Origin of the sequence: Adhaeribacter arboris (genome assembly GCF_003023845.1) — a bacterium.
In the GTDB taxonomy this organism is placed as follows: domain Bacteria; phylum Bacteroidota; class Bacteroidia; order Cytophagales; family Hymenobacteraceae; genus Adhaeribacter; species Adhaeribacter arboris.
The window spans coordinates 5,171,288-5,197,354 of sequence record NZ_PYFT01000001.1; the positions used below are offsets into that span (position 1 = coordinate 5,171,288).

Genomic DNA, 26,067 nt, shown 5'->3' on the forward strand with positions numbered 1-26,067 from the left:
TACTTAAAATTTACTCTTCAAAAGTTAGCATTCAACCTTCCAAAAACAAAAAACTACTTTTTACCGGGTGCTTTCTGCGCGTCTACCAACAACTTCAACTCATTTAATTTAAGCAAGGCTTCTACGGGCGTAATCGTATTAATATCCAGTTTTTCAAAAATCTCGCGCAGACGCTTCATAGCCGGATCGTTGAGCTCGAACATATTCAACTGGTACTGCTGCTTGGGTATGGTTTTCAGGTGGTTTTTATCTGGTTGCTGGCGGATTTTATCTTCCTCGAGGTGGTGCATAATATCGCTGGCGCGTAAAACCACCGTGTTGGGCATACCGGCCATTTGCGCCACGTGAATCCCGAAGCTGTGTTCGCTCCCGCCCGGTTTGAGTTGGCGCATAAACAAAATTTTACCCCCAGTCTCTTTCACGCTCACGTTAAAATTGTGTACTCGCGGCAGTTCCTCGGCCAGTTGGTTTAGTTCGTGGTAATGGGTAGCAAACAAAGTTTTCGCGCGGGCTCTGGGGTGATTATGTAAATGTTCCACAATGGCCCAGGCGATGGAAATACCGTCGTAGGTGCTGGTGCCGCGGCCAATTTCGTCCATTAAAACCAAACTGCGCTCCGAGAGATTATTTAAAATACTGGCCGTTTCCGTCATTTCTACCATAAACGTACTCTCGCCCCGGCTTAAATTATCCGAAGCGCCTACGCGGGTAAATATTTTATCAATAATGCCTACTTCTGCCGCTTCGGCGGGTACAAAAGACCCAATTTGTGCCATGAGCACAATTAAAGCCGTTTGGCGCAGCAAAGCACTTTTACCCGCCATGTTCGGGCCGGTAATAATGACAATCTGCTGCTCGTCGGTATCCAGGAAAATATCGTTAGGAATATAGCTTTCGCCGGGGGGTAATTGCCGTTCAATTACCGGATGACGCCCCTTTTTAATATGTAAAGCGTTTAAGTTACTTACCTGCGGTTTTACGTATTTATAACTTACGGCGGCGCAGGCAAAAGATGCCAGACAATCTATCACACCTAACACCCGGGCATTCTGCTGAATCTGACCCACGTATTCAGTAGTGCTTAAAACTAATTCATTAAACAACTGCTGCTCAATGGTGTAAATCCGTTCTTCGGCGTGCAGAATTTTTTCTTCGTAGGTTTTCAGTTCTTCGGTAATGTAGCGCTCGGCGTTTACCAAAGTCTGCTTTCTTATCCATTCTTTCGGCACTTTGTCTTTGTGGGCGTGCGTTACTTCCAGGTAATAGCCAAAAACTTTATTGTATGCTATTTTCAGTGAGGTAATACCGGTATTTTTTACTTCGCGCTGTTGCAATTGCAGTAAATAATCTTTACCGGAAAAAGCAATGGCCCGCAAATCGTCCAGTTCGGCATGTATACCCGGTTGAATAATATTGCCCAGATTCGTGAGCATGGGCGCATCCGGCTTTACTTTATATTTAATTTCTTCGCGTATCTCGTCGCAGAACGCCAGCTGGTCGGCCAGCTTTTTTAAAGCCGGGATGTTACTAAAGCCTAGTAATTCTTTAATCGGCACCGTGGCTTCCAGGGCTTTGCTCAGTTGCAGCATTTCGCGGGGATTAATGCGTTTTACCGCTACTTTCGAGATAAGCCGCTCCAGGTCATTAATTTGTTTGAGATAATGCGTAACATCCTGCAAAAGATCATTATTACCAATTAAAGCTTCAACGGTATCCAAACGTCTTTGAATTTGCGATACTTCCTTGAGCGGCAGCACTACCCATTTTTTAAGTAATCGGGCTCCCATAGGCGTAACTGTTTTATCCAGAATCTGAATCAGCGGTACGCCTTCGGTGTGCTGCGGAAAAATGAGCTCCAGGTTGCGAATGGTAAACTTATCCAGCCACACGTACTTATCTTCTTCGAGCCGCGAAATAGTGCGGATATGGCTAATATCGTGGTGCTGGGTTTCCGATAAATAATGGAGAATACAACCGGCGGCAATAATACCTTCCCGCAAATTTTCAATGCCAAATCCTTTTAAAGAGGTAGTACCAAAATGGCGGAGCAAGCTCTCGTACGCGAAATCGTAGCCAAACACCCATTCGTCGAGCGCGTACTGGCAAAAATCCGGACCAAAGGACAAGTAAAATTCTTCCTTTACTTTTTTGCAGAACAATACTTCGGCGGGCGCGAAACTTTGCAGTAACTTTCCGATATAAGGCCGATCGCCTTGGGCGGTAATAAATTCGCCGGTAGAAATATCCAGGAAAGCAATGCCGGTTTCGTTTTTGGTGAGGTGGACCGCCGCCAGGTAATTATTGCTTTTTCTCTCGAGTACCTGGTCGTTAAACGATACACCGGGCGTTACCAATTCGGTTACGCCGCGCTTTACAATGCCTTTTACCGATTTGGGATCTTCGAGCTGGTCGCAGATAGCTACGCGTTCACCGGCCCGAACCAGTTTAGGTAAATACGTATCCAGAGAATGATGCGGAAAACCAGCCAGAGCTACTTCCGAAGCCGTGCCATTGCCCCGTTTCGTGAGCACAATATCCAGAATTTTGCTCGCCTTAATAGCATCTTCTCCAAAGGTCTCGTAAAAATCACCCACCCGGAAAAGCAATAGCGCTCCGGGATGCTTCGCTTTAATGGCGTAGTACTGTTTCATTAAAGGCGTTACAGAAATATCAGCTGTGGTACTCAAAATGTAATGGCTTAAGCTACTCGATAAATAAATTTAAAAAGGTGCGTACATAAGGCATAAATTCATGAATCATGAATTTTCCTGACGGGCACGTTACCGGCAGGTATGCTCTTATTTCTAAAATTAAGCTAAATTTGCTTCTTAAACGATTTTAAATCGTTCTTCTAAATACTCCGGAAGAATTTTTAATTATCCGCTTTAAGGCACGGCGGTTAAGCCGGCTTCTGGAGACAATAAACAAAATTAAACAATTAGAGCACGCCTTACCGCATCTAGTATCCCCAATTTCATGCGCAAATTAAAAATGGAAGAACTCAACCGGGTCTCGGTAGAAGAGTTCAAAGAACAGGAAAAATTACCGATTGTATTGGTTCTGGACAATGTGCGCTCGCTGCACAACGTTGGCTCGGCTTTCCGGACGGCCGATGCTTTTGCCGTTAGTAAAATTTTTCTCGGGGGCATTACCGGAACCCCGCCGCACAAAGAAATAAACAAAACGGCTCTGGGCGCCACCGAATCCGTGGATTGGGAACATACTACGCAAACCGCCGAATTAGTTCAACAACTCAAAGCCGAAGGGTACCAAATAGTTGCTATTGAACAAGCAGACCGCAGCGTTTCGTTAGCTGATTTTACGCCTGTACTTAACCAAAAATACGCCCTAGTATTTGGCAACGAAGTATTTGGCGTAGCAGACGAAGTAATGGAACTAGCGGATACCGTTATTGAAATTCCGCAGTTTGGCACCAAACACTCCCTTAACATTTCGGTAGCGGTAGGGGTAGTTGTCTGGGATTTCCTGAGTAAGCTAAACAAATAAGCTAACCAAGCTTCGTTGGTAGTTGCTCGTTGTTCGACTAATCACCAAAAACAAACAACTACCAACCAACAACGCTTTTAATCATAATCCGAATCGCGCAGTTTAACGGGCGGCGTGGTAACTTTACGCAGGCGCATATTCAGCATTTCTACGCCCAGCGAAAACGCCATGGCAAAGTAAACGTAACCTTTCGGGATGTGGCCGTGAAACGCTTCCACAATCAGCATGACACCAATCATAATCAGGAAAGATAAGGCCAGCATTTTTACCGTTGGGTGATTGTTCACAAAATCGCCGATTATTTTAGAGAAAGCCAGCATAATTCCCATCGAAATTATTACGGCTATTATCATAATGCTCACGTGATCGACCAAACCAACGGCAGTTAAAATGGAATCGAAAGAGAATACAATATCTACGAGCACTATCTGAATAATAACTTTTTGCAGGCTGTGGTAGGCTCTCTGCGGACCATGTTCCTCCTCGCCTTCTAACTTACTGTGAATTTCGGTAGTACTTTTAGCCAGTAAAAACAAGCCTCCGGCAAATAAAATAATATCGCGGCCGGTTACGCCAAAATCATCGAACCCAAAGGGGAAATTTATAGTAAAAAGTGGTTCTTTTAACCCCACAATCCAGGAAATAGTGAGTAGCAGCATAATGCGGAATACCAGGGCCAGCATTAACCCAATGGTACGAGCCCGCCCTTGACTTTCCGGCGGTAACTTACCCGCCACAATCGAAATAAACACAATATTATCAATCCCCAGTACTACCTCCATAAAGGTTAAGGTTAGTAAACTTAACCAGGTATCCGGCCGGGCAAAAAGCTCAAAAAAGTCGTTCATGTTATTTAGTCGATAGTCCACAGTCCACAGACCATGGTCCATAGGTATTTTTTAGTTAATTTATTCATAGTCCATGGACCATAGTCGATAGTCCACGGTCGATAGATTATGGTTTATGGTTATTTAGATAATCTATAAAAAATGCTTAGTTAAACAATTTACGGTCGACCGTAGTCTGTGGACTGTCGACTATCATCTATGGACTATCGACTATGGTCCATGGACTATTTACGATTTCATATTCACAAATTGCAAAGGCAAGCCTAAGTCCGATTGGCGCATTAGGGCAATTACATCCTGAAGTTCGTCGATTTTTTTACCGGTAACCCGAATCTGGTCGTCCATAATAGCCGCCTGCACTTTTAATTTACTGTCTTTAATTATTTTAGTAATTTTTTTGGCGGTTTCCTTATCTACACCGGCTTTTAACTTCACATCTTTTTTTATCATCGGGCCAGATGCGTATTCTTCTTCCGAAAAATCCAAGGCGGTAGCATCTAAATTTTGCTTTACCATTTTACTCATGATAATATCTTCGATGTGCTTTACCCGCATGGAGTTTTCGGTGACAATATGAATAATATTCGTTTTTTTGTCGAGTTCCACGCTGCCCTTGGTATCCCGGAAATCGTAACGGTTCTGAATTTCCTTTTTTACGGTATTCAGCGCATTTTCCAGACTTTGCGGGTCTACTTTACTTACAATATCAAATGAGGCCATGCGAAAAAATTTTACTGCTTAAAGAAATTAGACGTATATGCAGGGGCAAAGTTAATATTTTTGGTAAAACTTCTTGCCTTATCACCATCTACCTGGTTATTGGCCAGCAAAGAAAAAGAATCTGCTAAACTTTTACCACCGCAACAGGTTTAAGACAGTAAAGAAAAATTACCTGGTTTTTGGCGGAATTCAGTAATATAAAATGCTGAAGTACCTGGATCAGGTTTTAGGTGGTAGGTTTTAGGTTATACGTATTGCAGAATTTCCTTCTTTACTGGGTATTAAGTAGAAGAACAAAATGAAGGAACAATATATTTAAACGAAAAAGCTATTGGCCTGCCTTTATAAACGTGAAACGTATAATGTACTGCTTACCTAAAGATATTTGGCTATGAATAAGAATACCCGGGAAATTTTAATTGGTGCCGGAACCGTAGTGCTGGGAAGTTTGGCATTGCGTTATTTTTCGCGAAAGCATCAGCCTCTGGAAACAGTATCCGCCGTAGATCTGAGCCGTTATGCCGGCAAATGGTACGAAATTGCGGCATTTCCTTTAATTTTTGAACGGGGCTGCCATTGTACTACCGCCGAATACACGCTGCACCCGGCAGGCTACGTAAAGGTGGTTAATAGTTGCCGCCGTAACAGTCCGCAAGGAAAAGTAAAGCAAGCAATGGGTAAGGCTTTTCCCGTACCAGGCAGTAATAATACAAAACTAAAAGTACAATTTCAGTGGCCTTTCCGGGGTGATTATTGGATTATAGCCTTAGATGAAGATTACTCGCACGCACTGGTGGGCACCCCCGACCGACAGTATTTATGGGTATTAGCGCGTTCGCCGTTTATGGCCCCTACGCTGTATCAGAACCTGGTGCACCTAGCGCAGCAAAAAGGATTTGATACCGATCACCTGCACCTGACCAACCAGGCTTGCTTTGATTAAAGAACTTACTCGCTGCGTTTTTCGTGCTGCCGCATGGGCATAGAATCAATTATGTCAAACAATACGGCGGGCGCCTGAGCATGAGCGGCCCGGTATTTTTCGGTGCCGTCTTTTCCTACTAAAATTACGGCAAATTGCGCGGGATTTATTTTATACGTTTGGCGCAAAGATGCAGCCGGGGGCATTTCTTCCTTTACGTGCGGATTAATTTCTACATTATTTTCTACTACTTGCACTACTAACAAGTCGCGCTCGCTGAGGCCAAGGTGCGCCTGGCGCAACATTTTATCTTGCTCCAACAAAAATTCATTCTGGCTATCGGGGGCAAATATGAGTAGAAAACGATGTTTACCTTTATCCATTAGGCCTATTTTAGAGTGGTCCGATTCGGCTGATTGGGCTTTGCCAAGGAGCGCGCAACACAAAAAAAAGAGCACCCAACTACTAATGGACATTGTTTTTTTTCTCATTCTTGATTTTCGACTAGTACAAATGAATAAAAACTTTTTAGCCCCTGTAGCTTAGTACTATATGTAAACGGTAAATACTGGTTAGTGGTTGGATTAAATGCCGCCTAACCAAAAAGACATTACACTTAGCAGCAACAAAACCGCAAACGGAATTAAAAGGTTAAAAAATAAAAAATGATTCTGCCGCTTGTGGTACTGGTTTCTTTGCGTAAACAGATACCCTATTAAAACCAAAAAAGTAATTACCCCTAACGGTGCGGTTAGAGTTAACAGAATTCTGGCGCCCCACCATCCCTGAAAAGTAAATAAAACCGCGGTAAAACCGGTAGCTAAGGCCAGACTGCAAAAAGATCCGAGTAAAGCCACCCATAGGTTTTTCAGCATAAAAGAAAAGGAAAGCAGCATTTGCCCCAAAAACAATAGCCCTAAACTACCAAGAGTAAATACAAAAAGCTTGTCGGTAAGTTGCTGAAAATACTGCAGGTATAGCCCAATTCCGGTTAGAACCAGGTTCAGGTAAATGCACTTCGAGTACCCGGCCATAAAGCTGCGGATATGGGAACGAATATCAGCTTCTCCGGCCGTGAAGATAGCAGGAGTTAAAAATTTAGAGTACATCATTTTATCATCTAGTTACATTTAAATGGATTACAAGATTACTTTAAACTACTCGTCTGCCAAGAGCCGGCCTTCAAAGATAAAGATAAACAATTATTATTCAAGGAGTACCATTTTAAAAGTACGTTTTTTCAATTTTTTAGTTTCGTTAAATTTTGTACCCTCGCCGGTGTTTATGCGTAAGGAATTTGCGAGCAGATTATTCCGTATCTTTGCTCTTTATTATTCAAAGATTAAGAACATTGAAAGTTAAGGATTTCCTGGAACTTTACCGGCTCGATCCGGTGGTTCAAACCATTGCTGAACGCCTCCGATCTTCAGAAAAAGCCCGTTTGCAACTGAAAGGCTTAGCCGGTAGTTTAGATGCCGTATTGGCCGCTGCTGTGAGCAGTTTGCAGCCTGGCCATCACGTTTTTGTAGTGCACGATAAAGAAGAAGCCGCCTACTTTTTGTCGGATTTACAGCATTTGTTTAACGGCAAGCAAGAGGCTTTGCTGTTTCCTTCGTCCTACAAACGGCCTTACTCCTTTGATGAAACCGAGAACGCCAATATTTTAATGCGGGCCGAGGTATTAAATCAAATAAGTAATAAAGCCGCCGAAGGTTTATTAATTGTAACTTACCCCGAAGCGCTCACCGAAAAAGTTATTAATAAAAAATCATTGGTCGCTAATACGTTCAGCGCGAAAGTGGGCGAAAAGCTGGACGTAAACTTTTTAACGGAAGTACTCACCGAATACGATTTTGAACGCACTGATTTTGTGTACGAAGCCGGTCAGTTTGCCGTACGCGGCGGCATTGTGGATGTATTTTCGTACGCTAATGAATTACCGTACCGCATGGAGTTGTTCGGCGATGAAATTGAAAGCATCCGGACGTTTAACCCGAACACGCAGCTTTCCGTGGAAACCAAAAACAGTGTTTCTATAGTACCCAACGTGCAAACCAAACTTTTGCAGGAAACCCGCGAATCATTTTTAGAATTTTTACCCCCCCATACCCGATTCTGGTTTAAAGACGTACGCCATGCCTCGGATGTAATCGACGAATCGTTTACCAAAGCCGAACAAGCCTTTGAATATTTAATGCTCACGAGCGGCAACACTAAAGTAGTATCCAAGCCCGAAGATTTATTTGAAACCGGCAAAAGCTTTAAGAAATTACTGGAGCCTTTTACCACCGTAGAATTTGGTAAACGCTTTCATTTCAAAGCCACCGAAACCTTAACTTTTTCCACCAAGCCGCAACCTTCGTTTAACAAAGATTTTAATTTACTGGTCAGCAACCTGCACGATAACCAAACCAAGGGTTTTACGAACATTATTGCGGCCGATTCGCCGCGGCAGATTGACCGGCTAACTACTATTTTCGACGAACTCGATCACGCCGTAAAATTTCAGGCGCTTACCATTTCCCTGCGCGAAGGCTTTATCGACGACCAGGTAAAAGTGGCCTTGTATACCGATCATCAGCTGTTTGAACGGTTTTACAAATACAAAAGCAAGGAACGGTTTTCTAAATCCAAGGCGCTTACTTTAAAAGAACTGCGTTCGCTGCAACCCGGCGATTACGTGGTACACGTCGATAACGGCATTGGCCGTTTTGCCGGCTTGGAAAAAGTGGAAGTAGGCGGGAAAATGCAGGAAGCTATCCGGTTAGTCTACCGCGACGATGATTTATTATACGTGAGTATTCACGCGCTGCATAAAATCAGCAAATATACCGGTCAGGAAGGCACCCCGCCCAGCATGAGCAAACTGGGTTCGCCGGAGTGGGAAAACAAAAAGAAACGGGTTAAGAGCAAGGTAAAAGATATTGCTACCGAGCTAATTAAACTGTACGCTAAACGTAAATCGGCGCCGGGCTTTGCTTTTTCCCGCGATGGGTTTATGCAAGCCGAACTGGAATCGTCGTTTATTTACGAAGATACGCCGGACCAGGCCAAAGCCACCGAAGACGTGAAAAACGATATGGAACAACCGCACCCGATGGACCGACTGGTGTGCGGCGACGTAGGTTTTGGTAAAACGGAAGTAGCCATTCGGGCCGCCTTTAAAGCCGCCTCCGACAGTAAACAAGTAGCCGTGCTGGTACCTACTACTATTCTGGCCATGCAGCATTTCAAAACTTTTCGCGACCGCTTAGAGAAGTTTCCGGTGAACGTAGAATTTATCAACCGTTTTAAAACGGCGAAAGACATAAAAGAAACTTTACAGCGCGTAGCCGAAGGAAAAACGGATATCTTGATTGGTACTCACCGGATTGTAAGCAAGGACGTTAAATTCAAGAATTTAGGTTTAATGGTGATTGACGAGGAGCAGAAATTCGGGGTTAAAACCAAAGAAAAGCTGAAAGAAATGCGCGTAAACGTAGATTCGCTTACTTTATCGGCTACCCCAATCCCGCGCACTTTGCATTTCTCCCTGATGGGCGCCCGCGACTTATCGGTAATTGCTACGCCTCCGCCAAACCGCCAACCCGTCCAAACCGAACTGCACGTTTTCGACCAGACTATTATCCGTGATGCCGTGATGTACGAATTAAAGCGCGGCGGCCAGGTATTTTTCGTGCACAACCGCGTGGCCGACCTGGATGAAATGGCGAACCTAATTTTGAAATTGGTACCCGATGCCCGAATTACTTTTGCCCACGGGCAAATGGACGGGGAACAGCTCGAAAAACGCATGATGAAATTTGTGGAAGGTGAATATGATGTCTTGGTATCCACGAATATTATTGAGTCCGGCTTAGATATTCCGAATGCCAATACTATAATAATAAACCGGGCGCACATGTTTGGGCTGAGCGATTTGCATCAGATGCGCGGGCGCGTAGGCCGCTCGAACAAAAAAGCGTATTGCTATTTGCTCACGCCTCCGGTGTCCAGCTTACCTTCCGATGCCCGCAAGCGTTTGAGTACTTTAGAAGAATTTTCGGATTTGGGCGATGGGTTTAAAGTAGCGATGCGCGACTTGGATATTCGGGGGGCAGGTAACTTACTGGGCGGCGAGCAAAGCGGCTTCATCAACGATTTGGGTTTTGAAATGTACCACCAGATTTTGGATGATACGATTAAAGAACTAAAAGAAACTGAATTCCGCGATTTATTCCTGGGTTCTGAAAAAGATTTAAATCAATTCCTGGACGTAGTGCGCGAATGTACCGTGGAAACCGACCTGGAAATACTTATTCCGGATACTTACGTGAGCAATATTTCCGAACGTTTGAATTTATACAGCAAACTCGACCGGGTAAAAGATTTACCGGCTTTAGAAAAAATTCAAAAGGGTATCATCGATCGGTTTGGGCCTTTACCAGAATCGGTAGAAAAATTAATTCAGATTGTAAAGTTACGCTGGAAAGCCCAGGAAATAGGTTTTGAAAAGCTCACGATTAAGCGAGAAGTAATGAAAGGTTATATTCCTTCGGAAAACAACGATACCTATTTTCAGTCGGAAACTTTTGGCCGGATTTTGAAATACGTGCAGCAACACTCCCGCCATTCGCGCCTGAAAGAAAGCAAAGACAAACTGACCGTTATTTTCGACAACATTAAATCGGTAAACGCCGCCTGCGATGTATTTGAGCAGTTAACGGAAGGGTAAATATAAAAAAGAGAAACTATTATTTTTGTGGTTTTTAGCCTTAAGTAAATAGCTAGGATAGATATGGAACTGTAAAAATCATTTTCAGACCTATTTTCTTAAATTTATAGCTATTGACCTTAAAAGTATTCGTAGTCAAACCCACTTAGACAATTTAATCTTAAAAAATGGTAACTATTATAAAAAGAGGCACTGACAAACAAGAGATAGAAAAAATTTTGGCTAATCTGGAAAGCACGAAGAAATTTGATGCTTATAAATATTGCGGAGTAGTTAAGCTAGATAAAGACGCACTGGATATTCAGAAAATAATGAGAGATGAGTGGAAATAGTATTTTTATTGACGCAAATATTATTCTCTATCTGCTTGCGGGAGATACTACCATTGCTACATTACTTCACAACAAAATAATTTTTATTTCATTCATTACCGAATTAGAGCTTTTAGGATACAAGAAATTAAGCGAATAGAAGATTTTCTAACAGAAGTAATAATAATAGATATAAACTCAGAAATTAAGAAGGTAACTATAGGACTGAGAAAGTCTTGTAAACTTAAACTTCCTGATTCCATAGTTGCAGCATCTTCCTATTATTTAAACCTTCCTTTTCTAACAGCAGATAAAGAATTATCTAAATTGTCAGATTTTAATATTCTGCTTTTTGAGAAATAGTAGTTTTAAATAGTTACAGACGACTGTACAGAATTTACAGCAAGTCAATTAATAAAGGTTCAATAGATTATAATAACCTTACCGTGGACAATGGACCATCGTCGATGGACTATGGTCCATCGACTAACTCACACATTTCCCAGCCAAACTTTTGCTTCTTCAATGTCGTCGAAAGTTTGGATGTAATCGGGATGGTGGGCGTGGGTTAAAGTTTTATCCGTGGATAAACGGCTGAGCATACTCGGCGAATAAACCCAGGCAAAAGCCTGCAAGCCATGCGCCCGTAAATCCGGGAACCAAACATCGGCTCCCCATTTGGCGGCCCCAGACCACATGCCTTCTACTAAGGTATTATCGTTTAAAATTTTGGTACAGGCCTCCGAAATCATATATTCCAGTATTTTACCGCAGCCATCTTTCACGGACTGCGTGGTCTGAAAACCAATCCAATTAACGTAAAGCCAGCTGTGATGCGTATCGTAAAAAATTTCGATTTGATCTGTATAGTATAGTTTCTCCATTCCGTAAGAGCGGCTCGCCGGCAAGTTCTCCTAAAGACCTGACGTAGCGTATTATTCGTTAAAAAATTAAGTTAAAGCAAAGGCTAAAAACAGCAAAGTAAGTACGAACCAGCTTTCTGCTCTAGATGAATATCCTTTGTTTTTGTTCACCCGTATTCCTTTACCCGCGCTTATTTTACTCAGGCAAAGTGAGATAGTAAAGATATAATCCGACAGTTAGCAAACTTATTTGTTTCGACGTGGTCAAGCTTGAAAAAAGACTATTTAAATCAATCCTTGTCCACGATAGCCAGCACAATTTTAATTTAAACGGCGGAGGCTGTTATCTGGTTTAAGAAAAAAGAAGCAGGAAAGGACTAAATTTAAATTTTACCTCTATAAAATTATTAGTATTGGCCGTACAGGTAGTTAATTTTTTAATTTAGCGCCATTTCTTTTTTACGAATGATACTTCCTTCAAAATTACCCCAGATTGGCACCAGCATTTTTACGGTAATGTCGCAGTTGGCGCAGCAACACGGCGCTATTAATCTCTCGCAGGGCTTTCCTGATTTTAATTGTCCGCCGGAACTCACCGATTTGGTAAGCTACTACTTGAAACAAGGCTATAATCAATATGCTCCCATGGCTGGAGTTTTAAAATTACGCGAACAGATAAGTAGTAAAACCGAAAAAATGTACGGGTTTTCGCCGAACCCGGATACCGAAATAACCATTACCTCGGGCGCTACCGAAGCCTTATACGCTGCTCTGGCAGCTATTTTACGTTCCGGCGACGAAGTAATTGTACTCGAACCGGCTTACGATTCGTACGTACCGGCTATTTTGCTCAACGGTGGCAAACCCGTTTTTGTACCGCTGCAAGTGCCTTCTTTTAAAATAGATTGGCAATTAGTAAAAGCTGCGATTACGACCCGCACCCGGGCCATTTTACTTAACTCGCCGCATAATCCATCGGGAGCCATTTTAAGCGCTTCGGATTTAACAACTCTGGCCGAGTTGGTAGGTGATACAAATATTGTAATTATCAGCGACGAAGTGTACGAGCACATGGTTTTTGATAGTCAGCCGCACTTAAGTTTGCTCACCCAGCCTGAACTGGCAGGCCGCAGCTTTGTTATTTCTTCGTTCGGCAAAACCTACCATGCTACCGGCTGGAAAGTAGCCTATTGCGTGGCTCCGCCAACCTTCACCACCGAGTTCCGGAAGGTACACCAGTATCTTACTTTTAGCACGGTTACTCCTATTCAATACGCCCTCGCCGATTTTCTGGATAATCAGGAACATTACCTTACTTTACCGGCATTTTACCAGGCTAAACGCGATTTATTTCATCACTTACTACAAGATTCCGGTTTTACTTTAAAGCCTTCGGCGGGGACGTATTTTCAGTTGGTTAGCTACGAAAATATTACTCAGGAAAGTGACCTAGAATTTGCCCGTAGGTTAACTACTGAAGTAGGTGTAGCCGCTATTCCCATTTCGGTGTTTTACCACCAGCAAACCGACCACGGTTTGCTTCGGTTTTGTTTTGCTAAAAATGAAGACACGCTCCAAGCCGCCGCGGAAAAACTATGTCGCTTATAAAGTTTAACCATTCAGTTTTACTGTGCCCAAACTATTTACCTCTTAAACCATGCAGGATCTTACGATCACGTTAATTCAAACGCCCCTTTACTGGCACGAGCGGACCCTGAATCTGGAAATGCTGGCGCATAAAATAGAAGAAATTTCTTCCCCTACGGATTTAATAATTTTGCCGGAAATGTTTACCACTGGTTTTAGCATGCAGGCGCCGGAACTGGCCGAAACTATGTACGGACCAACTTTTCTCTGGCTGCAAAATATGGCGGCAACGGCTAAAGCCGTAATTACCGGCAGTTTCATTATAAAAGAAGAACAGCATTATTATAATCGTTTAATCTGGATGCAGCCCGATGGTACTTACTCTTATTACGACAAAAAACACTTATTTAGAATGGCCGGTGAAATGCAGGTATATGCTGCCGGAACGCGTAAAGTAATCGTTAACTTAAAAGGCTGGAATATTTGTCCTCTGATTTGTTATGACCTGCGCTTTCCGGTTTGGAGCCGTAACGTGCAAAACGAATACGATTTACTGCTCTACGTAGCGAACTGGCCGGCGAAACGAGATATTGCCTGGAAAACAGTATTGCCCGCCCGCGCCATTGAGAACGTTGCCTACGTAGCTGGGGTAAACCGCGTGGGTGAAGATGGCAACGGCCATTTATACAACGGAGATTCGATGGTCGTTAATTTTAAAGGCGATATTTTATTTTCGGCAGAAAGTGATGAAAGTACTCGAACTATTACCCTTAGCCGCCAGGAATTAGCAGAATTTAGGCAAAGTTTTCCAGCTTATTTGGATGCGGATGCTTTTACGATATTGTAATAGCATCGGTAAGATTCAGTTGTTTTTTAAGATCAGTTAATAGCTTAATAACATCTTATCTTTGGAGCCTTTTCCAGTCTCCGGGGATTGGTGCTAATGCGGTGGAAAAGTACCCTGTTTGCCTCCTGGCCGGCGGTCCTCGTTTGGCTCTCTCGGACGGTCTAAGCTTGTTTTCCTCCTACGCCGGAATGCTCCGCACCACAACCTTAGAAGGCTCTCCATCGCCAAACGGGTGTCAATTATTCTTAGGGAGCTATTTTAACCAATAATAAGGTCACTATGGCGCGGATTTACTTCCGTGTCTTGCCCACAACTACCTTTGCTGCTTTGTAAAGTGTTATGATACCAATTTGTCGGCTTTAGAAGGAAAGTCACGGAAGTAAATCCGCGTCATAATGGTTTAAATTTGAAATTAATAGAAAAAGTAAATTTGCCTTACTTAAACCAAATCGCATTTATCAATTGCCATAAGGGGCTGATTAAACCTGGCAGGTTTTGAAAACAGGTTTGTCCGATTTGTTTTCCTTTCTTCCGTCCTCCTGAAAGGACCTAACCGGCACAAAAGAAGAACTGTACAGAAGTACTACCGGTAATTACCTGTTGAAAATAATAAATAACCTTATAGGATGGCCCCAACCGTCGCTTTAAACCAGTTAGATCCTTTCAGGAGGACCGAATAGAGAGTGCTATGAGAGCAGTTGATTGGTTTTGAGCCGGAATTTTATACAATCCTGTTTTGAAAACCTGCCGGGTTTGCTTCCCTTTAGAATGCTGCTAGGATTGTTAGTAAATACTATCTGGTATTATTTACCTTTTGGTATAGCTTTTCGGAACAGAAAACTTGTTTCGCATTTTAAAGCATTAGCTATATAAATCTTTCAGATACTGAAATAACAGTTGTTCTCCGGGATTTTTAAAAAAAGTAAGCTGCGCTCGATTAGAAAACAGCCGTTCTAAGCGTTGGTGCTCGCCATTTAAGATAACCAAGTTCTTTTGTTGACGGCGAATTAGAACTTCGACCAGGCGGATAGTAGAACCTAAAGAAATTTCCGGGTCCGGACTGTTAAAGTAAATGCCGCAACGATCAGCTTGTTCGATCAACTGGCAGGCTTGCGAAACTAAAAATTCTTCGGAATAGGCATCCACATCCAGGGAATTTACTTTTGGAAAACTGCTCTTTATTTTTGTTAAAATTGGTTTTTGATAAGTGTAGGCTGAATCGGGCTGCAACTCCGCGTAAATAAAAACCAACATGTTATTGGCTAATTAATAAGCGGTAACCCGCCGTTTTTCCCGCTGAAGTTTGTACCTGCACGTAATACAAGCCAGCTGCTAAACCCGCTACATTAAACTGATGCTCCCGGGCGTAACCGGAATGGCTGGAACGCACTTTTCTTCCTTCGGAGCTATATAAATTAACTACCATTTTCTCTGGTCCCGTAATGGTTACTTCTTGCGTAGCCGGGTTTGGAAAAACCGAAACTGCTAAAGTTGAGCTAGGTTTCTCCTCGTCTACACCTGTTCCGTTGCGTAACTGTTGGGTCAGGTAAAACAAGCCACCGCCCGAGTTGCCCGCAATAATTTCGGGCTGCTTGTCGCCGTTTAAATCGGCGGCAGCCAATGCTGTGTGAGCCCCCAGACGAGTGGCCACGGCCTGGTTACTGATGGAATTAGCCAGTAATGCCGGAGTTTCCTGAAAGGTAGCATTTAAATCAGCCATAAAATCAGCGTAGATCTTAATCACGCCCCGGTTATCTACGGTTAGTAATTCCGGCGAATTATCATTGTTTAAATCGGTAATAAGGGGATAAAGGGTGCGGATGGCCTCTTCGCTGTACGGAATATTACCAAAACTTTCGTTTGCCAGTGTATACACCGGTTTGGCGGCCGTACCGGTATTGCGGTAAAAAAGCAAAGGTCCGCTGGTTTCTGTAATGGGCAAACTAGCCCCGATTAATACATCCTGGTCGCCGTCGCGGTCTAAGTCGTAAAAAAGAGCAATATCGCCCACATTCTCCCCTATGGACAGGGACTCTACTTTGGCTACATCAAAATTAAAAGCCTGACCCGCCTTCGCTTCATTTAAGATATATTTATTGCTGCCGGTAGGACTGTTTATAACGGTAAAAGTAAGATCCAAAGCATTGTCGCCGTTTACATCGGCAAAACGAGGCTTTATTCCCTGCAAACCCAGCGAGGACAAATTGGCATAATCATCCGATTTAAAACGAAATTCAGGTTCGGTAGCCGTACCCATATTTTCGTACAAACTCACGCTACTAATGGCATTATCGTCGCGCATGGTGGCGTAATTACCCAGTAGCAAATCTAAATCGCCATCGGCATCCACATCGGCAAAAGCCGGCGCACTGTCTTCGCCTACATCCAGAGCGTTATCTTGTAAAAAGTTATTTTGCTCAAACGAAAATACCGGGCGGGCAGTAGCGGTGGCCGTATTGCGGTACAACCACACCGATTGATTCGTGTTAATACCATCGATATTGGCCGGCAGGTACGGCGAAACCAGTAAATCCGGAACGTTATCGAAAGTTACGTCTTCGTAGTACGCGCCCAAAAACTGGCGAAAATTGGCGGGAGTAGTGTTAGATGGAAAAATTTTTGACACCCCGGAACTACTCATTACGGCTTTAGCGGGCGTGCCCTGATTGGTAATCCGGACCAGTTCGCTGCAAGGATCGCCGCCCAGTAAAACGTCTTTATCCCGGTCATTGTCTAAATCAAGGGCCAGAATAGTAGCCGGTACGCTGTGCTTGGTGCCCGTAGTACGGCACGCCGAATTAAAAACGTAATGGCCGCAATCATCTTCGCATTTGGTTAACTTGCCCCACCAGGCATCTTCGAGTTTATACCGTAAACTGTCGGTTGCCAGCTTGTCTTCGGCCTGTAAATTTTTGTACAACTGAATGGTGTGCCCCGAAGCAAAGTCGAAACACAGAATATCTAAATCGCCGTCGTTATCCAGATCTTGAATGCCGGGCAAATCATCCCCGCTTACTTGAATGTTCACGCCATTGTTAAACCGGATAAAATCTTCGGCCAGGGTAAATTGCAGCGTACCGTTCGGGGGAGTAGCATTTCGGTATACTTTTATACCCAAATTAGTTTTAGTAAAAATATCTTTGCGGCCATCCTGGTTGTAATCGCGTAGTACCACCCAATCCTGCAAGCTATCCGGAAACAAAACTTCGTATTCGGGTTGATGTTGCCAGGTCCATTGGCCATTTACCTGGTGCGCCAGATAAGTAGTAATTTTATTTTGGGTCCGGTCGAAAACAAATAAGTCTTCCGTTTCGTCGTGGTTTAAATCAATCTTAGAAAAAACGGCGCTGTTCAGGCCACCCGCCCAAGGGTTAGCAAAAATTTTCGTTCCTACGGTAATCTTTACATTATTTTGGTAACGAAATTCATAATATTGCTGTCCGAAACTTTGGCGGGTAAAAATCCCGAAACTTATTACCAAAAAGCAGAATAAAAACCTTGTCATACAAATAAAGTAACGCTGAAAGCAGTTCAATCTATACAAATATATGGCAGAAACCATACCCTTGCTTTACGAAAAATATCTGGAATGTTCGGCGGTGAGCACCGACTCAAGAGCCAGCCAAGATAACAGCTTATTTTTTGCTTTACCCGGACCCAACTTTAACGGCAACCAATTCGCCGGGCAAGCCTTAGCCAGAGGGGCCCGGTTTGCCGTAGTGGACGATCCAAGCCTGGCCAGTGAGCAGATAATAGCCGTGCCGGACACCTTGCAAGCCTTGCAGGATTTGGCGCGCTTTCACCGGCAAAAGCTCACTATTCCGGTAATTGGCATAACGGGTTCTAACGGTAAAACTACCACCAAAGAATTAATAAATGCGGTTTTAAGCCAACGGTTTAATACGCTATTCACGCAAGGAAATTTAAATAACCACATTGGGGTTCCGCTCACTATCTTAAAGATTAAACCCGAACACCAGATTGCCATAATTGAAATGGGCGCCAACCACATCGGCGAAATTGAACAGCTTTGCCGCATTGCGGAGCCTACCCACGGCATTATCACGAACATTGGCAAGGCCCACTTAGAAGGTTTTGGCAGTTTAGAAGGCGTGGCCCGCGCGAAGAGCGAACTATACATGCACCTTTTGCAAAACCGAGGAACTGCTTTTGTTAATTCGCAGAACGAACATTTACAGCGGATGGGTAGCCGGCTTTTTACCAAAATTACCTACCCGGCTCCCGGCGATTTTTTTCATTGTAAATTAATCTCAGCCTCGCCATATGTGGTTTACGAATCAGAAAACGGTGAAATTATTACTACTCAGATTATTGGCGAATACAATTTTGAAAACATTGCGGCCGCTTCCTGCATTGGCAAATACTTTAATGTACCCATTTCTAAAATCAACGCGGGTGTAGCCAGCTACGTACCGACCAATAACCGCTCCCAAATTATAAAAAAAGGCAGCAATACCATATTGCTCGATGCGTACAATGCCAATCCATCCTCGATGGCTGCTTCGGTAAAAAACTTTGCCCAAGCTGAAGCTACGCACCGGGTAGTAATTCTGGGCGACATGCTGGAACTAGGTACTGCCAGCGCCGAGGAACACGCCCAATTAGGCAAACTGCTAGCTGGTTTACCTTTTGATCAAATACTGCTGTGCGGCCCCGAAATGGAGAACGCCAGCGCCTACGCTCCGGCGGCCTGGCATTTTACTACCAAACCCGAACTGCAGCAATGGCTACAGGAAAATCCGGTACAAAATAGCATTGTTTTAATTAAAGGCTCCCGCGGGATGAGCTTAGAAACTTTAGTAGAAAGCCTTGAAAATTAGATGCAAATTAGAAAGGAGCCACTTTTATTATTTAAAATATTGACCCTGCCGAATATTATTTTCTTCTATTACTGTAAAAGTGTTTTGTAACTTGATTGTATTTTCTTGAACAAGTTGCTGTAATAACTTACCGGCAAAATCGGGAGTTGTACCTTTATATCTAAAGAAAACAACTGCGGGAGGACTACTCAAATTATACTTAAATATCAACTCTCCATAGTTTTTGTCGAAGGTCAAAATAATAAGACTCTCACCTTGCGCTATCTCTATAACTTGCTTGTCAGTAATTCCAGGAGAATCTTCCGTAATGCTTTTCACCAGTAGGCCTGTTGCGCGCAATTCTCTAATGCTTGGCATTGGGAAATTCTCATTAGCAAGAAAGTGCATCAGGCTGATTTTGGTAAAGGGAAAAACAATTCCTGCTGTATACAATCTTTTAGATAAGCAAATACGGTTTTCATACTTTGCTCGGTAAGTTGCGGATAGCTCTCCAGAATTTGTTTTTCGGTCCAGCCACTTGCCAATTCATAATCTAAAAATACGGAGTTAAAGAAAAATAAACCTAAAATTAACCTACAACTTGATTAAGTGCTTAAATGTCTTTTGAGAAAATTACTGTCCACAAAACCTTGGCGAAGTAAATCCATAGGTCAATAATTACAAGAAATCAAGAATACTCTTACCTAGCTATTCCCATTAATTTTATTCTTATATCTAACCTAAAATCCCGAATCTAAGTCCTGTAATCTGGGTAAAATCAGGTCTTTGGGGGAGAGGATGGGGTCTGTTAGATTCCAATTAATATCGAGGGCCGGATCGTTCCAGAGGAGCCCGCCTTCTGCGGCTGGATTATAGTAGTGGCTGCATTTGTATAAAAAAATGGTATTATCGGTTAGAGCAGCAAAACCATGGGCAAATCCTTCCGGAATAAAAAACATATTATTCTTATCGGCGTCGAGTTCACAGGCGATGTGCTGGCCGTAAGTAGGCGAATTTTTGCGAATGTCTACGGCAATATCTAAAGCCCGGCCCGCCGCTACCCGCACGAGTTTGGCTTGAGCATAAGGGGGTTTCTGAAAATGAAGTCCGCGCAAAACGCCCCGCTGCGATACCGATTGGTTATCCTGGACAAATTCGGTGGAGATGCCATTTTCCGCAAAAATACGGTAGCTATACGATTCAAAAAAGTAACCCCGGGCATCTCCCAACCGGCGGGGAATAATTTCCACCGGACCATCCATCAGAAAGCGTTTAAATTCCATAGAGCGTATTGTATGTAAAAATTGGTTTATGCTGTTTTAAAATTTGAAGGAGAAATTACGATTTATTTAAAATTGCTTTAGAAAAGCCTTCTTGGAGAACACTTGTTTCTTCCAAGTTTCCTACTTGCTTATTTTAGTTTACCGGCCTTGGTTGCTACCGTATTAATCACCGCCAGGTATTTATCAATCACAAACTGCTCATCAAATTTGGTTACGGCTAACCGACGACTGGCTTTCCCCATTTGCTGTAATTGATCATCGGCTAAGGAATACACTTGTTCCATTTTAGCCGCTAAATCGGTAGCATTGCGCACTTCGCAAAGATAGCCGTTTTCGCCGTCGATGACTGTTTCTTTGCAACCCGGCACATTGGTGGCTATAATGGGTTTACCCAAAGCCGCCGCTTCCAGTAAGGTTTTGGGAGTACCTTCGCGGTAAGAAGGCAGTACCACACAATCCGATTTTAAAATTACCGCCGCCACATCATCGGTGGTACCTAAATACTCCATAACTCCTTCGGTTACCCAAGCCATAAAGGTAGTTTTTTTAATGCCAATGTTACCCGCTTCGTCCAGCCCGCCTAGCAGTTGGCAGCGTACGTGGGGATATTTTTGTTTTATTATCCGGCTGGCTTCCACATATTCAACCACTCCTTTTTCGTAAAGCACGCGGGCAATCATTAAAAAAGTAAATGCGGGATTGCGCGAAAATACCGGTGCGGGGACAAACTTTTTGGTATCAATGCCCGAACCGGGCAGCACATCCGTTAGGCAAAGCTTCACCAGTTTGTAATGAACAAACAATGCTTGGTCGTCGTGATTCTGGAAAAATACTTTTACAGGAAACCGGAAGGCTAAGCGGTACAAACCTAAAGCTACTTTCGAAACCAGGTTGCGCACAATAAACACCGTACCCAACCCGGACACATTATTGATAGTAGGAATACCCGCTAATTTTGCCGCCAGAGTACCGTAAATGTTAGGTTTGATGGTGTATTGCAAAATTATATCGGGCTGCACTTTTTTATAAATAGAGTAAAACCGTTTTACTAAAAGTGTATCCTGTAGGGGACTGGTGCCTTTATTTTCCATTTGGATAGGAACGTACCGGCAACCAGCCGCTATTAAATAATTGGAATAAGCATCGGGTGGGGCAATGGCTACTACTTCGTGCCTTTCTTGTAAAAGCGCTTGCACCAGGCTCATCCGAAAATTGTAAATATTCCAGGAAGTATTAATAACAATGGCAATCCGCATACCTGCTTTTGTTTGGCCTGTTTTAGCGCGCTGCAAAGATAGAAAGTTCCGGCCAGAGTTTCAGGTAATCCCATGGTTAAACCTTCCGGGTTTTATTATTTTAAAATTGTTCAATAGAAATATCTTGTTTGATTACGGCATTCTCTATTTTCAAATAGAACTGATTCAAAAAAGTGGAAGAGAGACAGAGAGGAATGTTCCGGTAGAATTAGAATTAATTTATCGCCTAAGCTATTTCATGCTAATACTATAAAATTGTTAGCCAGTTAATTAAATCAAGAACTAAAATAGCCCTTAATTTTAAAGTGCAGTTAACCAGCGTAAAATCTGCATAGTACTTACTTTAGTGGCCATTTTCCGAAAATAATCGTACACTTGTTATTTTAGTTTCAGATATTTCTCCATGGCCAAAAAATTACATGATACCGCCAAAGTGCAGGAAACCGCCGTTTTGGTTGCCGTTCCTACTAAAACACAACCCGACGAAAAAACCGAAGAATACTTGCACGAGTTGGCCTTCCTGACGGAAACAGTTGGGGTAGAAGCCATCAAGCGTTTCGTTCAGAAACTCGAAAAGCCCGACATTCGCACGTACGTGGGTAAAGGCAAGCTCGAAGAAATTAAGGCTTTTGTCGAGGAATTTCAAATTGACATGGTGATTTTCGACGACGACCTGACTCCTTCGCAGGTGCGCAACCTGGAAAGTGAGCTGAAGGTAAAAATTGTAGACCGCAGTTTATTAATTCTGGATATTTTCGTGCAACGCGCCAAAACGGCTCAGGCCCGTACGCAGGTAGAAATGGCGCAGTATCAATACTTTCTGCCGCGTTTAACTAACCTCTGGACGCACTTATCGCGGCAGAAAGGGGGCGTGGGCATGCGGGGCCCCGGGGAAACGGAAATTGAAACGGACCGGCGGATTGTGCGGGATAAAATTGCCTTACTCCGCGACAAGCTCGAAAAACTCGACAAGCAAAATTTTCAGCAGCGAAAAGCCCGGGCCGAAATGGTACGCGTGGCGCTGGTAGGTTACACCAACGTGGGTAAATCCACGCTCATGAACTTGCTTTCTAAATCAGATGTTTTTGCCGAAAATAAACTGTTTGCGACCGTAGATGCTACCGTGCGCAAAGTAGTGATTAAGCAGATTCCGTTTTTGTTATCCGATACAGTAGGATTTATCCGCAAATTACCTACCCGCCTCATCGAAAGTTTTAAATCTACCCTGGACGAAATCCGGGAAGCCGATTTGCTGGTGCACGTAGTAGATATTTCGCACCCTTCGTTTGAGGAGCACATTGAGGTAGTAAATAAAACTTTAAAAGAAATTAACTCCGCGGAGAAGCCGGTATTGCTGGTGTTTAACAAAATAGACCAGTACCGTACCCAGGAAGTAGAAGAACTAAACGATATGGGCGAAGGTGCCGAACGCCCCACCATTGATGAACTGCGGCAAACGTACATGGCCAAAATGCACAATCCGGCTATCTTCATTTCGGCCACCGACCGAACTAATATGGCTACCCTCCGCGACGAGTTGTTCGCGCGGGTAGCCGCCATTCATTACGAACGTTACCCCAATGTATCACCTCCCTCCGAAGAAGAACTACACACCCCAGATAGGCATGAAAGGCAGTGATTTAAATTTTTTCGAGGTTTTTATTAGAAATTTTTTCAGGCATCCGGCTAACGGCAATTAAGATTTGTACATAGTACCGATAACCGGAACGAGTTCCGGTTATCGGTTATTTTTTAGGAGGATATATGGAATAACTCCGTATATCCACGAGTTGTGGTACATTAAAATGACAGAAGAACAAAAATATTTACCTTCCGAAATCATAAATAAGTCAACTTTAAACAGTCACGAATATGGCTGGAAAAGAAAAGATTTTAAAGAAGTTGTAGACTACGCTGTAAAAGCTGGACTTGGAGTAGTAGGTGGACAAGTTCAGTTTATGTTTCCTGATGGAACGTGTGAACTGTACTGGCACAAGTATGATACGAAAGAAAAACTAGCAGGTGAAAGTTGGTTAAGTTACTGTGAAAGAACTAAACAGGAATGTCTTGAGCAGTTTGAAGCTCTACCTAATAACCTAAGGTTAATAGAAGAAGGAATAGAAAAATTTAGGTTCTTAAGAGAGAAATCTGAACAAGGAGTAGAACTTGAAAACTACTTGATATTCATTCTTTACTTTGATAACTCTGAAACAGAGATAGCTAAAAAGGAAAAATAACGATACCACAACAACACCTTTACGGTAGCTACGCCACCGCAAAGCCCAGAACGTTAGCGGTTATTTAAATTTAGATAGAATGAAGATTGTTTTAACCTTATTACTCCTATTATCCATTAGTAGTCTGCATGGTCAGGGATTAGATAGTTGTGGGGTTGACAATAAGCCACGTCTAAATCGCTATGAATCTGAGTTATTGAATGAGTATCTAAAGAATCATAAAGGAAACTTCGATTTCACAAATAAGAATGTAGTATTTGTGACTGGTAGCAGCGGTTCCATTATTGCAACCAAGAAATCCTACTTTACCAATATCAAGGACTGGAATAAGAAAAACTCAAGAATTGCTACATCACTAATTGTTTTATCTGAAGAGGAAAAAGTAGAGTCTGGAGGTTATGACGCTATGGTCACTTATTGGGTAAAGGTATTAGGTAGTAAAAGGAAAGTTATAAAGAAAATAAAACAAGCCGCTAACCACACCTAAAGCACACTATGGCGTGCCTTAGCCAAGTACGTTAGGCGTAATAGGAAAAATTTGGGCTGGGAAGGAGTGGCTAAACAACTGAAATATAGCCATAAAAGCAAAAAATTAGGAGTTTCAACCCGTCTTTGACAGCTAGGTCAAAGAAGAAAAAACAGGAAAAAATACCTTCCTTAAAACCGTTTTTAAAGACCGGATTAAAACCGTTTTTAAGGAAGGTATTTTACCTGTTTTTGGTACTTGTTAGAATAACAATACCTGGTTGAAACGAATAAAAAATGGCTTTTATTGCCTGCTAAAAAAAAGTTTAGCCCCGTTTTTACCTCTTTTGGCCAGCCCTTTATGGGTGTTTTATAAAAATAAAGGAGCGGGTGACTTCTCTTAGCCTCGCCTAAATGAAATCATCCCGCCTTTAGTTTTATTTATTCATTTTTAGGAAAACGTTTGTTTCTCTTTAAAAAGCAGAGAAACCTAAAGAAGGGGAAAGCGGTAAATTTTTCCTACTATAAAGGGTAGTTCTTAAAAAATCAGCTACTTTACCTAAAAAAAGAACTACCCCGCCTAACTACACCTAAAAGACACCAAACCCCAGCCAATTGGACAAGGCGTCTTTTAGCCTTGTTCGTTGTGCGTCACTTTTCAAGCCTTCAATTAATGCCAGTTACCCGACAAGACCTTATTCAGATTTGTGACCAGTTTCTAAACGACGAAATCAGTAAAGAACAGATTGAAAATTATGCTTGGACGATAATAACAAGTGAAGGCGAGCTAACAGATGAAATAATTGATGAAACCTTGATTGACTGGGACAATGAGAATATGAATTTTCCTATAAATAAAGCAAATATGCAGCTTTGGAAAAAGCGACTGACTACGGGCATTGACGAACTGCCCCAGCATAACATTTGGAATGTACATATTGACGAGCAGAAGGAGATTTGCAAGAGATATAATTCTAAGTGGACACCTATCAACAACAAACTACTTATAGGCGTTTCAGACAATTTAACTGCGGAGCCAATTCACGGTTTAAGACATCCGAGTGATAAGGGAACAACTGGTTGGTTCATATGGACAGGCGACTACTCGGAAGCAGACGACTTTTTCAAGCCAATGTGTGCAGAACATTTGCTGCAAATCAGACCACAAATCATCAAGTATTTAGGGCTTGACATTGGCTTTCGGTTTCTCGCAGACAGCAACAGCTTCGAAGACATTTGGTATGACGAAACTTTAAAGCAAGTTGACTAAAGCGAACACACAACAGGCGGTTTTGCGTCAGTGGGGGGCGACGAATAAGCCTCGGCTTTTGTTCATCCTTCGACAGCAGTTCCAGCGTGATTGAACTCGCATGGGCTATTGAAAAAGTTCTGTACTTTAGTTTTCCAAGCGGCTTTAGTCCGGGGCTGACGTTTTCCAAATGTCCCGCCGAACGCAAAGCCGGTAGACGTTAGGTGTTATTAAAATAATGAATATACAAGCAGTTAAACATGTAAGATTATTACTTGTCTTGATTTTTGGAGTGGATTTTATATTTAGAATCTTCCATCTTTCTCCTAGTCTCATCACGTTCCTATTGATTCCTCTCATTTATACAATAATCTACTTAAATAAGAGTGTAATCTATTTCAGCATGCTGCAATATATAGATGGTATCCTGATGATACT

24 protein-coding genes are annotated in these 26,067 nt (G+C 42.7%); 12 read left to right on the top strand and 12 right to left on the bottom strand.

From position 1 onward, the window contains the following. Positions 1–53 precede the first annotated feature (53 nt). A complete protein-coding gene (mutS, locus tag AHMF7605_RS21020; RefSeq protein ID WP_106933564.1) occupies positions 54–2,651 on the bottom strand; it encodes a DNA mismatch repair protein MutS in 2,598 nt (865 codons plus the stop codon). Between the two features lie 325 nt (positions 2,652–2,976). On the opposite strand from mutS, the gene AHMF7605_RS21025 reads away from it, so the two are divergent. Beyond that, the gene (locus tag AHMF7605_RS21025) at positions 2,977–3,507 is read left to right on the top strand and encodes an RNA methyltransferase (RefSeq protein WP_106931978.1); all 531 of its coding nucleotides are present in this window, start codon (positions 2,977–2,979) and stop codon (positions 3,505–3,507) included. Positions 3,508–3,584: 77 nt separating this feature from the next. Here AHMF7605_RS21025 and AHMF7605_RS21030 read toward each other — a convergent pair whose 3' ends face one another. Continuing rightward, positions 3,585–4,397 (bottom strand): TerC family protein, encoded by an 813-nt coding sequence (locus tag AHMF7605_RS21030; protein ID WP_394336211.1) that lies wholly within the window; start codon positions 4,395–4,397, stop codon positions 3,585–3,587. Between the two features lie 186 nt (positions 4,398–4,583). Next, positions 4,584–5,075 (bottom strand): YajQ family cyclic di-GMP-binding protein, encoded by a 492-nt coding sequence (locus tag AHMF7605_RS21035; RefSeq protein WP_106931980.1) that lies wholly within the window; start codon positions 5,073–5,075, stop codon positions 4,584–4,586. Positions 5,076–5,466: 391 nt separating this feature from the next. Between AHMF7605_RS21035 and AHMF7605_RS21040 the strand changes: the two genes are divergently transcribed. Next, positions 5,467–6,018, top strand: coding sequence for a lipocalin family protein (locus tag AHMF7605_RS21040; protein ID WP_106931981.1), 552 nt, complete (start codon positions 5,467–5,469; stop codon positions 6,016–6,018). A gap of 5 nt (positions 6,019–6,023) precedes the next feature. Here AHMF7605_RS21040 and AHMF7605_RS21045 read toward each other — a convergent pair whose 3' ends face one another. Together AHMF7605_RS21045 and AHMF7605_RS21050 are read right to left on the bottom strand one after the other, a co-directional pair. Continuing rightward, positions 6,024–6,488, bottom strand: a complete 465-nt coding sequence (locus AHMF7605_RS21045) for a DUF4174 domain-containing protein (RefSeq protein ID WP_106931982.1) — start codon at positions 6,486–6,488, stop codon at positions 6,024–6,026. Between the two features lie 93 nt (positions 6,489–6,581). Further along, positions 6,582–7,109 (bottom strand): hypothetical protein, encoded by a 528-nt coding sequence (locus AHMF7605_RS21050; protein ID WP_146153635.1) that lies wholly within the window; start codon positions 7,107–7,109, stop codon positions 6,582–6,584. Between the two features lie 239 nt (positions 7,110–7,348). Between AHMF7605_RS21050 and mfd the strand changes: the two genes are divergently transcribed. Then, the gene (gene mfd / locus AHMF7605_RS21055; protein WP_106931984.1) at positions 7,349–10,711 is read left to right on the top strand and encodes a transcription-repair coupling factor; all 3,363 of its coding nucleotides are present in this window, start codon (positions 7,349–7,351) and stop codon (positions 10,709–10,711) included. 167 nt (positions 10,712–10,878) lie between these two features. After that, on the top strand, positions 10,879–11,043 hold the full coding sequence (locus AHMF7605_RS29865) for a hypothetical protein (protein WP_158267573.1): 165 nt from the start codon (positions 10,879–10,881) through the stop codon (positions 11,041–11,043). Positions 11,044–11,513: 470 nt separating this feature from the next. On the opposite strand, the gene AHMF7605_RS21060 is transcribed toward AHMF7605_RS29865, so the two are convergent. Beyond that, positions 11,514–11,906, bottom strand: a complete 393-nt coding sequence (locus AHMF7605_RS21060) for a hypothetical protein (protein WP_146153636.1) — start codon at positions 11,904–11,906, stop codon at positions 11,514–11,516. Between the two features lie 444 nt (positions 11,907–12,350). On the opposite strand from AHMF7605_RS21060, the gene AHMF7605_RS21065 reads away from it, so the two are divergent. Together AHMF7605_RS21065 and AHMF7605_RS21070 are read left to right on the top strand one after the other, a co-directional pair. Continuing rightward, complete coding sequence (locus AHMF7605_RS21065; RefSeq protein ID WP_106931986.1) at positions 12,351–13,493, top strand: methionine aminotransferase; 1,143 nt, start codon at positions 12,351–12,353, stop codon at positions 13,491–13,493. A 49-nt stretch (positions 13,494–13,542) separates the two neighbouring features. Next, on the top strand, positions 13,543–14,319 hold the full coding sequence (locus tag AHMF7605_RS21070) for an amidohydrolase (protein ID WP_106931987.1): 777 nt from the start codon (positions 13,543–13,545) through the stop codon (positions 14,317–14,319). Between the two features lie 861 nt (positions 14,320–15,180). Here the strand turns inward: AHMF7605_RS21070 and AHMF7605_RS21075 are convergent. Together AHMF7605_RS21075 and AHMF7605_RS21080 are read right to left on the bottom strand one after the other, a co-directional pair. Further along, a complete protein-coding gene (locus AHMF7605_RS21075) occupies positions 15,181–15,573 on the bottom strand; it encodes a hypothetical protein (protein ID WP_106931988.1) in 393 nt (130 codons plus the stop codon). A gap of 1 nt (position 15,574) precedes the next feature. Further along, positions 15,575–17,824, bottom strand: coding sequence for an FG-GAP-like repeat-containing protein (locus AHMF7605_RS21080; RefSeq protein ID WP_158267574.1), 2,250 nt, complete (start codon positions 17,822–17,824; stop codon positions 15,575–15,577). Between the two features lie 43 nt (positions 17,825–17,867). On the opposite strand from AHMF7605_RS21080, the gene AHMF7605_RS21085 reads away from it, so the two are divergent. Beyond that, positions 17,868–19,160 (top strand): UDP-N-acetylmuramoyl-tripeptide--D-alanyl-D-alanine ligase, encoded by a 1,293-nt coding sequence (locus tag AHMF7605_RS21085; RefSeq protein ID WP_106931990.1) that lies wholly within the window; start codon positions 17,868–17,870, stop codon positions 19,158–19,160. Positions 19,161–19,187: 27 nt separating this feature from the next. On the opposite strand, the gene AHMF7605_RS21090 is transcribed toward AHMF7605_RS21085, so the two are convergent. The 4 genes from AHMF7605_RS21090 to AHMF7605_RS21105 form a co-directional block, all read right to left on the bottom strand. Beyond that, the gene (locus AHMF7605_RS21090) at positions 19,188–19,592 is read right to left on the bottom strand and encodes a DUF5615 family PIN-like protein (protein WP_146153637.1); all 405 of its coding nucleotides are present in this window, start codon (positions 19,590–19,592) and stop codon (positions 19,188–19,190) included. Further along, positions 19,547–19,684 (bottom strand): DUF433 domain-containing protein, encoded by a 138-nt coding sequence (locus AHMF7605_RS31160; RefSeq protein ID WP_158267575.1) that lies wholly within the window; start codon positions 19,682–19,684, stop codon positions 19,547–19,549. The genes AHMF7605_RS21090 and AHMF7605_RS31160 overlap by 46 nt, the downstream gene beginning before the upstream one ends. 195 nt (positions 19,685–19,879) lie before the next feature. Then, the gene (gene rfbC / locus AHMF7605_RS21100) at positions 19,880–20,422 is read right to left on the bottom strand and encodes a dTDP-4-dehydrorhamnose 3,5-epimerase (protein WP_106931993.1); all 543 of its coding nucleotides are present in this window, start codon (positions 20,420–20,422) and stop codon (positions 19,880–19,882) included. A gap of 128 nt (positions 20,423–20,550) precedes the next feature. After that, entirely contained in the window at positions 20,551–21,678 is a 1,128-nt protein-coding gene (locus AHMF7605_RS21105; protein ID WP_106931994.1) for a glycosyltransferase family 4 protein, read from the bottom strand. Between AHMF7605_RS21105 and AHMF7605_RS29870 the strand changes: the two genes are divergently transcribed. The 5 genes from AHMF7605_RS29870 (at position 21,665) to AHMF7605_RS21125 (ending at position 25,650) form a co-directional block, all read left to right on the top strand. Then, positions 21,665–21,931, top strand: coding sequence for a hypothetical protein (locus tag AHMF7605_RS29870; protein ID WP_158267576.1), 267 nt, complete (start codon positions 21,665–21,667; stop codon positions 21,929–21,931). The two genes, AHMF7605_RS21105 and AHMF7605_RS29870, sit on opposite strands and share 14 nt — an antisense overlap. Positions 21,932–22,081: 150 nt before the next feature. Continuing rightward, entirely contained in the window at positions 22,082–23,317 is a 1,236-nt protein-coding gene (gene hflX, locus AHMF7605_RS21110) for a GTPase HflX (protein ID WP_106931995.1), read from the top strand. A 166-nt stretch (positions 23,318–23,483) separates the two neighbouring features. Further along, positions 23,484–23,915: a hypothetical protein gene (locus AHMF7605_RS21115; protein ID WP_106925405.1), complete on the top strand. Its 432-nt coding sequence runs from the start codon at positions 23,484–23,486 to the stop codon at positions 23,913–23,915. 79 nt (positions 23,916–23,994) lie between these two features. Next, positions 23,995–24,402 carry a hypothetical protein gene (locus AHMF7605_RS21120; RefSeq protein WP_106931996.1) on the top strand — a complete coding sequence of 136 codons (408 nt, stop codon included), beginning with the start codon at positions 23,995–23,997 and terminating at the stop codon, positions 24,400–24,402. A 651-nt stretch (positions 24,403–25,053) separates the two neighbouring features. After that, on the top strand, positions 25,054–25,650 hold the full coding sequence (locus AHMF7605_RS21125) for an immunity protein Imm33 domain-containing protein (protein WP_106931997.1): 597 nt from the start codon (positions 25,054–25,056) through the stop codon (positions 25,648–25,650). Positions 25,651–26,067: the final 417 nt, after the last annotated feature.

Bases quoted from the DNA above. Each gene is read 5' to 3' on its own strand.
- mutS (WP_106933564.1), bottom strand. From the start codon at position 2,651: ATGAAACAGTACTACGCCATTAAAGCGAAGCATCCCGGAGCGCTATTG.
- AHMF7605_RS21025 (WP_106931978.1), top strand. From the start codon at position 2,977: ATGCGCAAATTAAAAATGGAAGAACTCAACCGGGTCTCGGTAGAAGAG.
- AHMF7605_RS21030 (WP_394336211.1), bottom strand. From the start codon at position 4,397: ATGGACCATGGTCTGTGGACTGTGGACTATCGACTAAATAACATGAAC.
- AHMF7605_RS21035 (WP_106931980.1), bottom strand. From the start codon at position 5,075: ATGGCCTCATTTGATATTGTAAGTAAAGTAGACCCGCAAAGTCTGGAA.
- AHMF7605_RS21040 (WP_106931981.1), top strand. From the start codon at position 5,467: ATGAATAAGAATACCCGGGAAATTTTAATTGGTGCCGGAACCGTAGTG.
- AHMF7605_RS21045 (WP_106931982.1), bottom strand. From the start codon at position 6,488: ATGAGAAAAAAAACAATGTCCATTAGTAGTTGGGTGCTCTTTTTTTTG.
- AHMF7605_RS21050 (WP_146153635.1), bottom strand. From the start codon at position 7,109: ATGATGTACTCTAAATTTTTAACTCCTGCTATCTTCACGGCCGGAGAA.
- AHMF7605_RS29865 (WP_158267573.1), top strand. From the start codon at position 10,879: ATGGTAACTATTATAAAAAGAGGCACTGACAAACAAGAGATAGAAAAA.
- AHMF7605_RS21060 (WP_146153636.1), bottom strand. From the start codon at position 11,906: ATGGAGAAACTATACTATACAGATCAAATCGAAATTTTTTACGATACG.
- AHMF7605_RS21065 (WP_106931986.1), top strand. From the start codon at position 12,351: ATGATACTTCCTTCAAAATTACCCCAGATTGGCACCAGCATTTTTACG.
- AHMF7605_RS21070 (WP_106931987.1), top strand. From the start codon at position 13,543: ATGCAGGATCTTACGATCACGTTAATTCAAACGCCCCTTTACTGGCAC.
- AHMF7605_RS21075 (WP_106931988.1), bottom strand. From the start codon at position 15,573: ATGTTGGTTTTTATTTACGCGGAGTTGCAGCCCGATTCAGCCTACACT.
- AHMF7605_RS21080 (WP_158267574.1), bottom strand. From the start codon at position 17,824: ATGACAAGGTTTTTATTCTGCTTTTTGGTAATAAGTTTCGGGATTTTT.
- AHMF7605_RS21085 (WP_106931990.1), top strand. From the start codon at position 17,868: ATGGCAGAAACCATACCCTTGCTTTACGAAAAATATCTGGAATGTTCG.
- rfbC (WP_106931993.1), bottom strand. From the start codon at position 20,422: ATGGAATTTAAACGCTTTCTGATGGATGGTCCGGTGGAAATTATTCCC.
- AHMF7605_RS29870 (WP_158267576.1), top strand. From the start codon at position 21,665: ATGGCAATCCGCATACCTGCTTTTGTTTGGCCTGTTTTAGCGCGCTGC.
- AHMF7605_RS21105 (WP_106931994.1), bottom strand. From the start codon at position 21,678: ATGCGGATTGCCATTGTTATTAATACTTCCTGGAATATTTACAATTTT.
- hflX (WP_106931995.1), top strand. From the start codon at position 22,082: ATGGCCAAAAAATTACATGATACCGCCAAAGTGCAGGAAACCGCCGTT.
- AHMF7605_RS21115 (WP_106925405.1), top strand. From the start codon at position 23,484: ATGACAGAAGAACAAAAATATTTACCTTCCGAAATCATAAATAAGTCA.
- AHMF7605_RS21120 (WP_106931996.1), top strand. From the start codon at position 23,995: ATGAAGATTGTTTTAACCTTATTACTCCTATTATCCATTAGTAGTCTG.
- AHMF7605_RS21125 (WP_106931997.1), top strand. From the start codon at position 25,054: ATGCCAGTTACCCGACAAGACCTTATTCAGATTTGTGACCAGTTTCTA.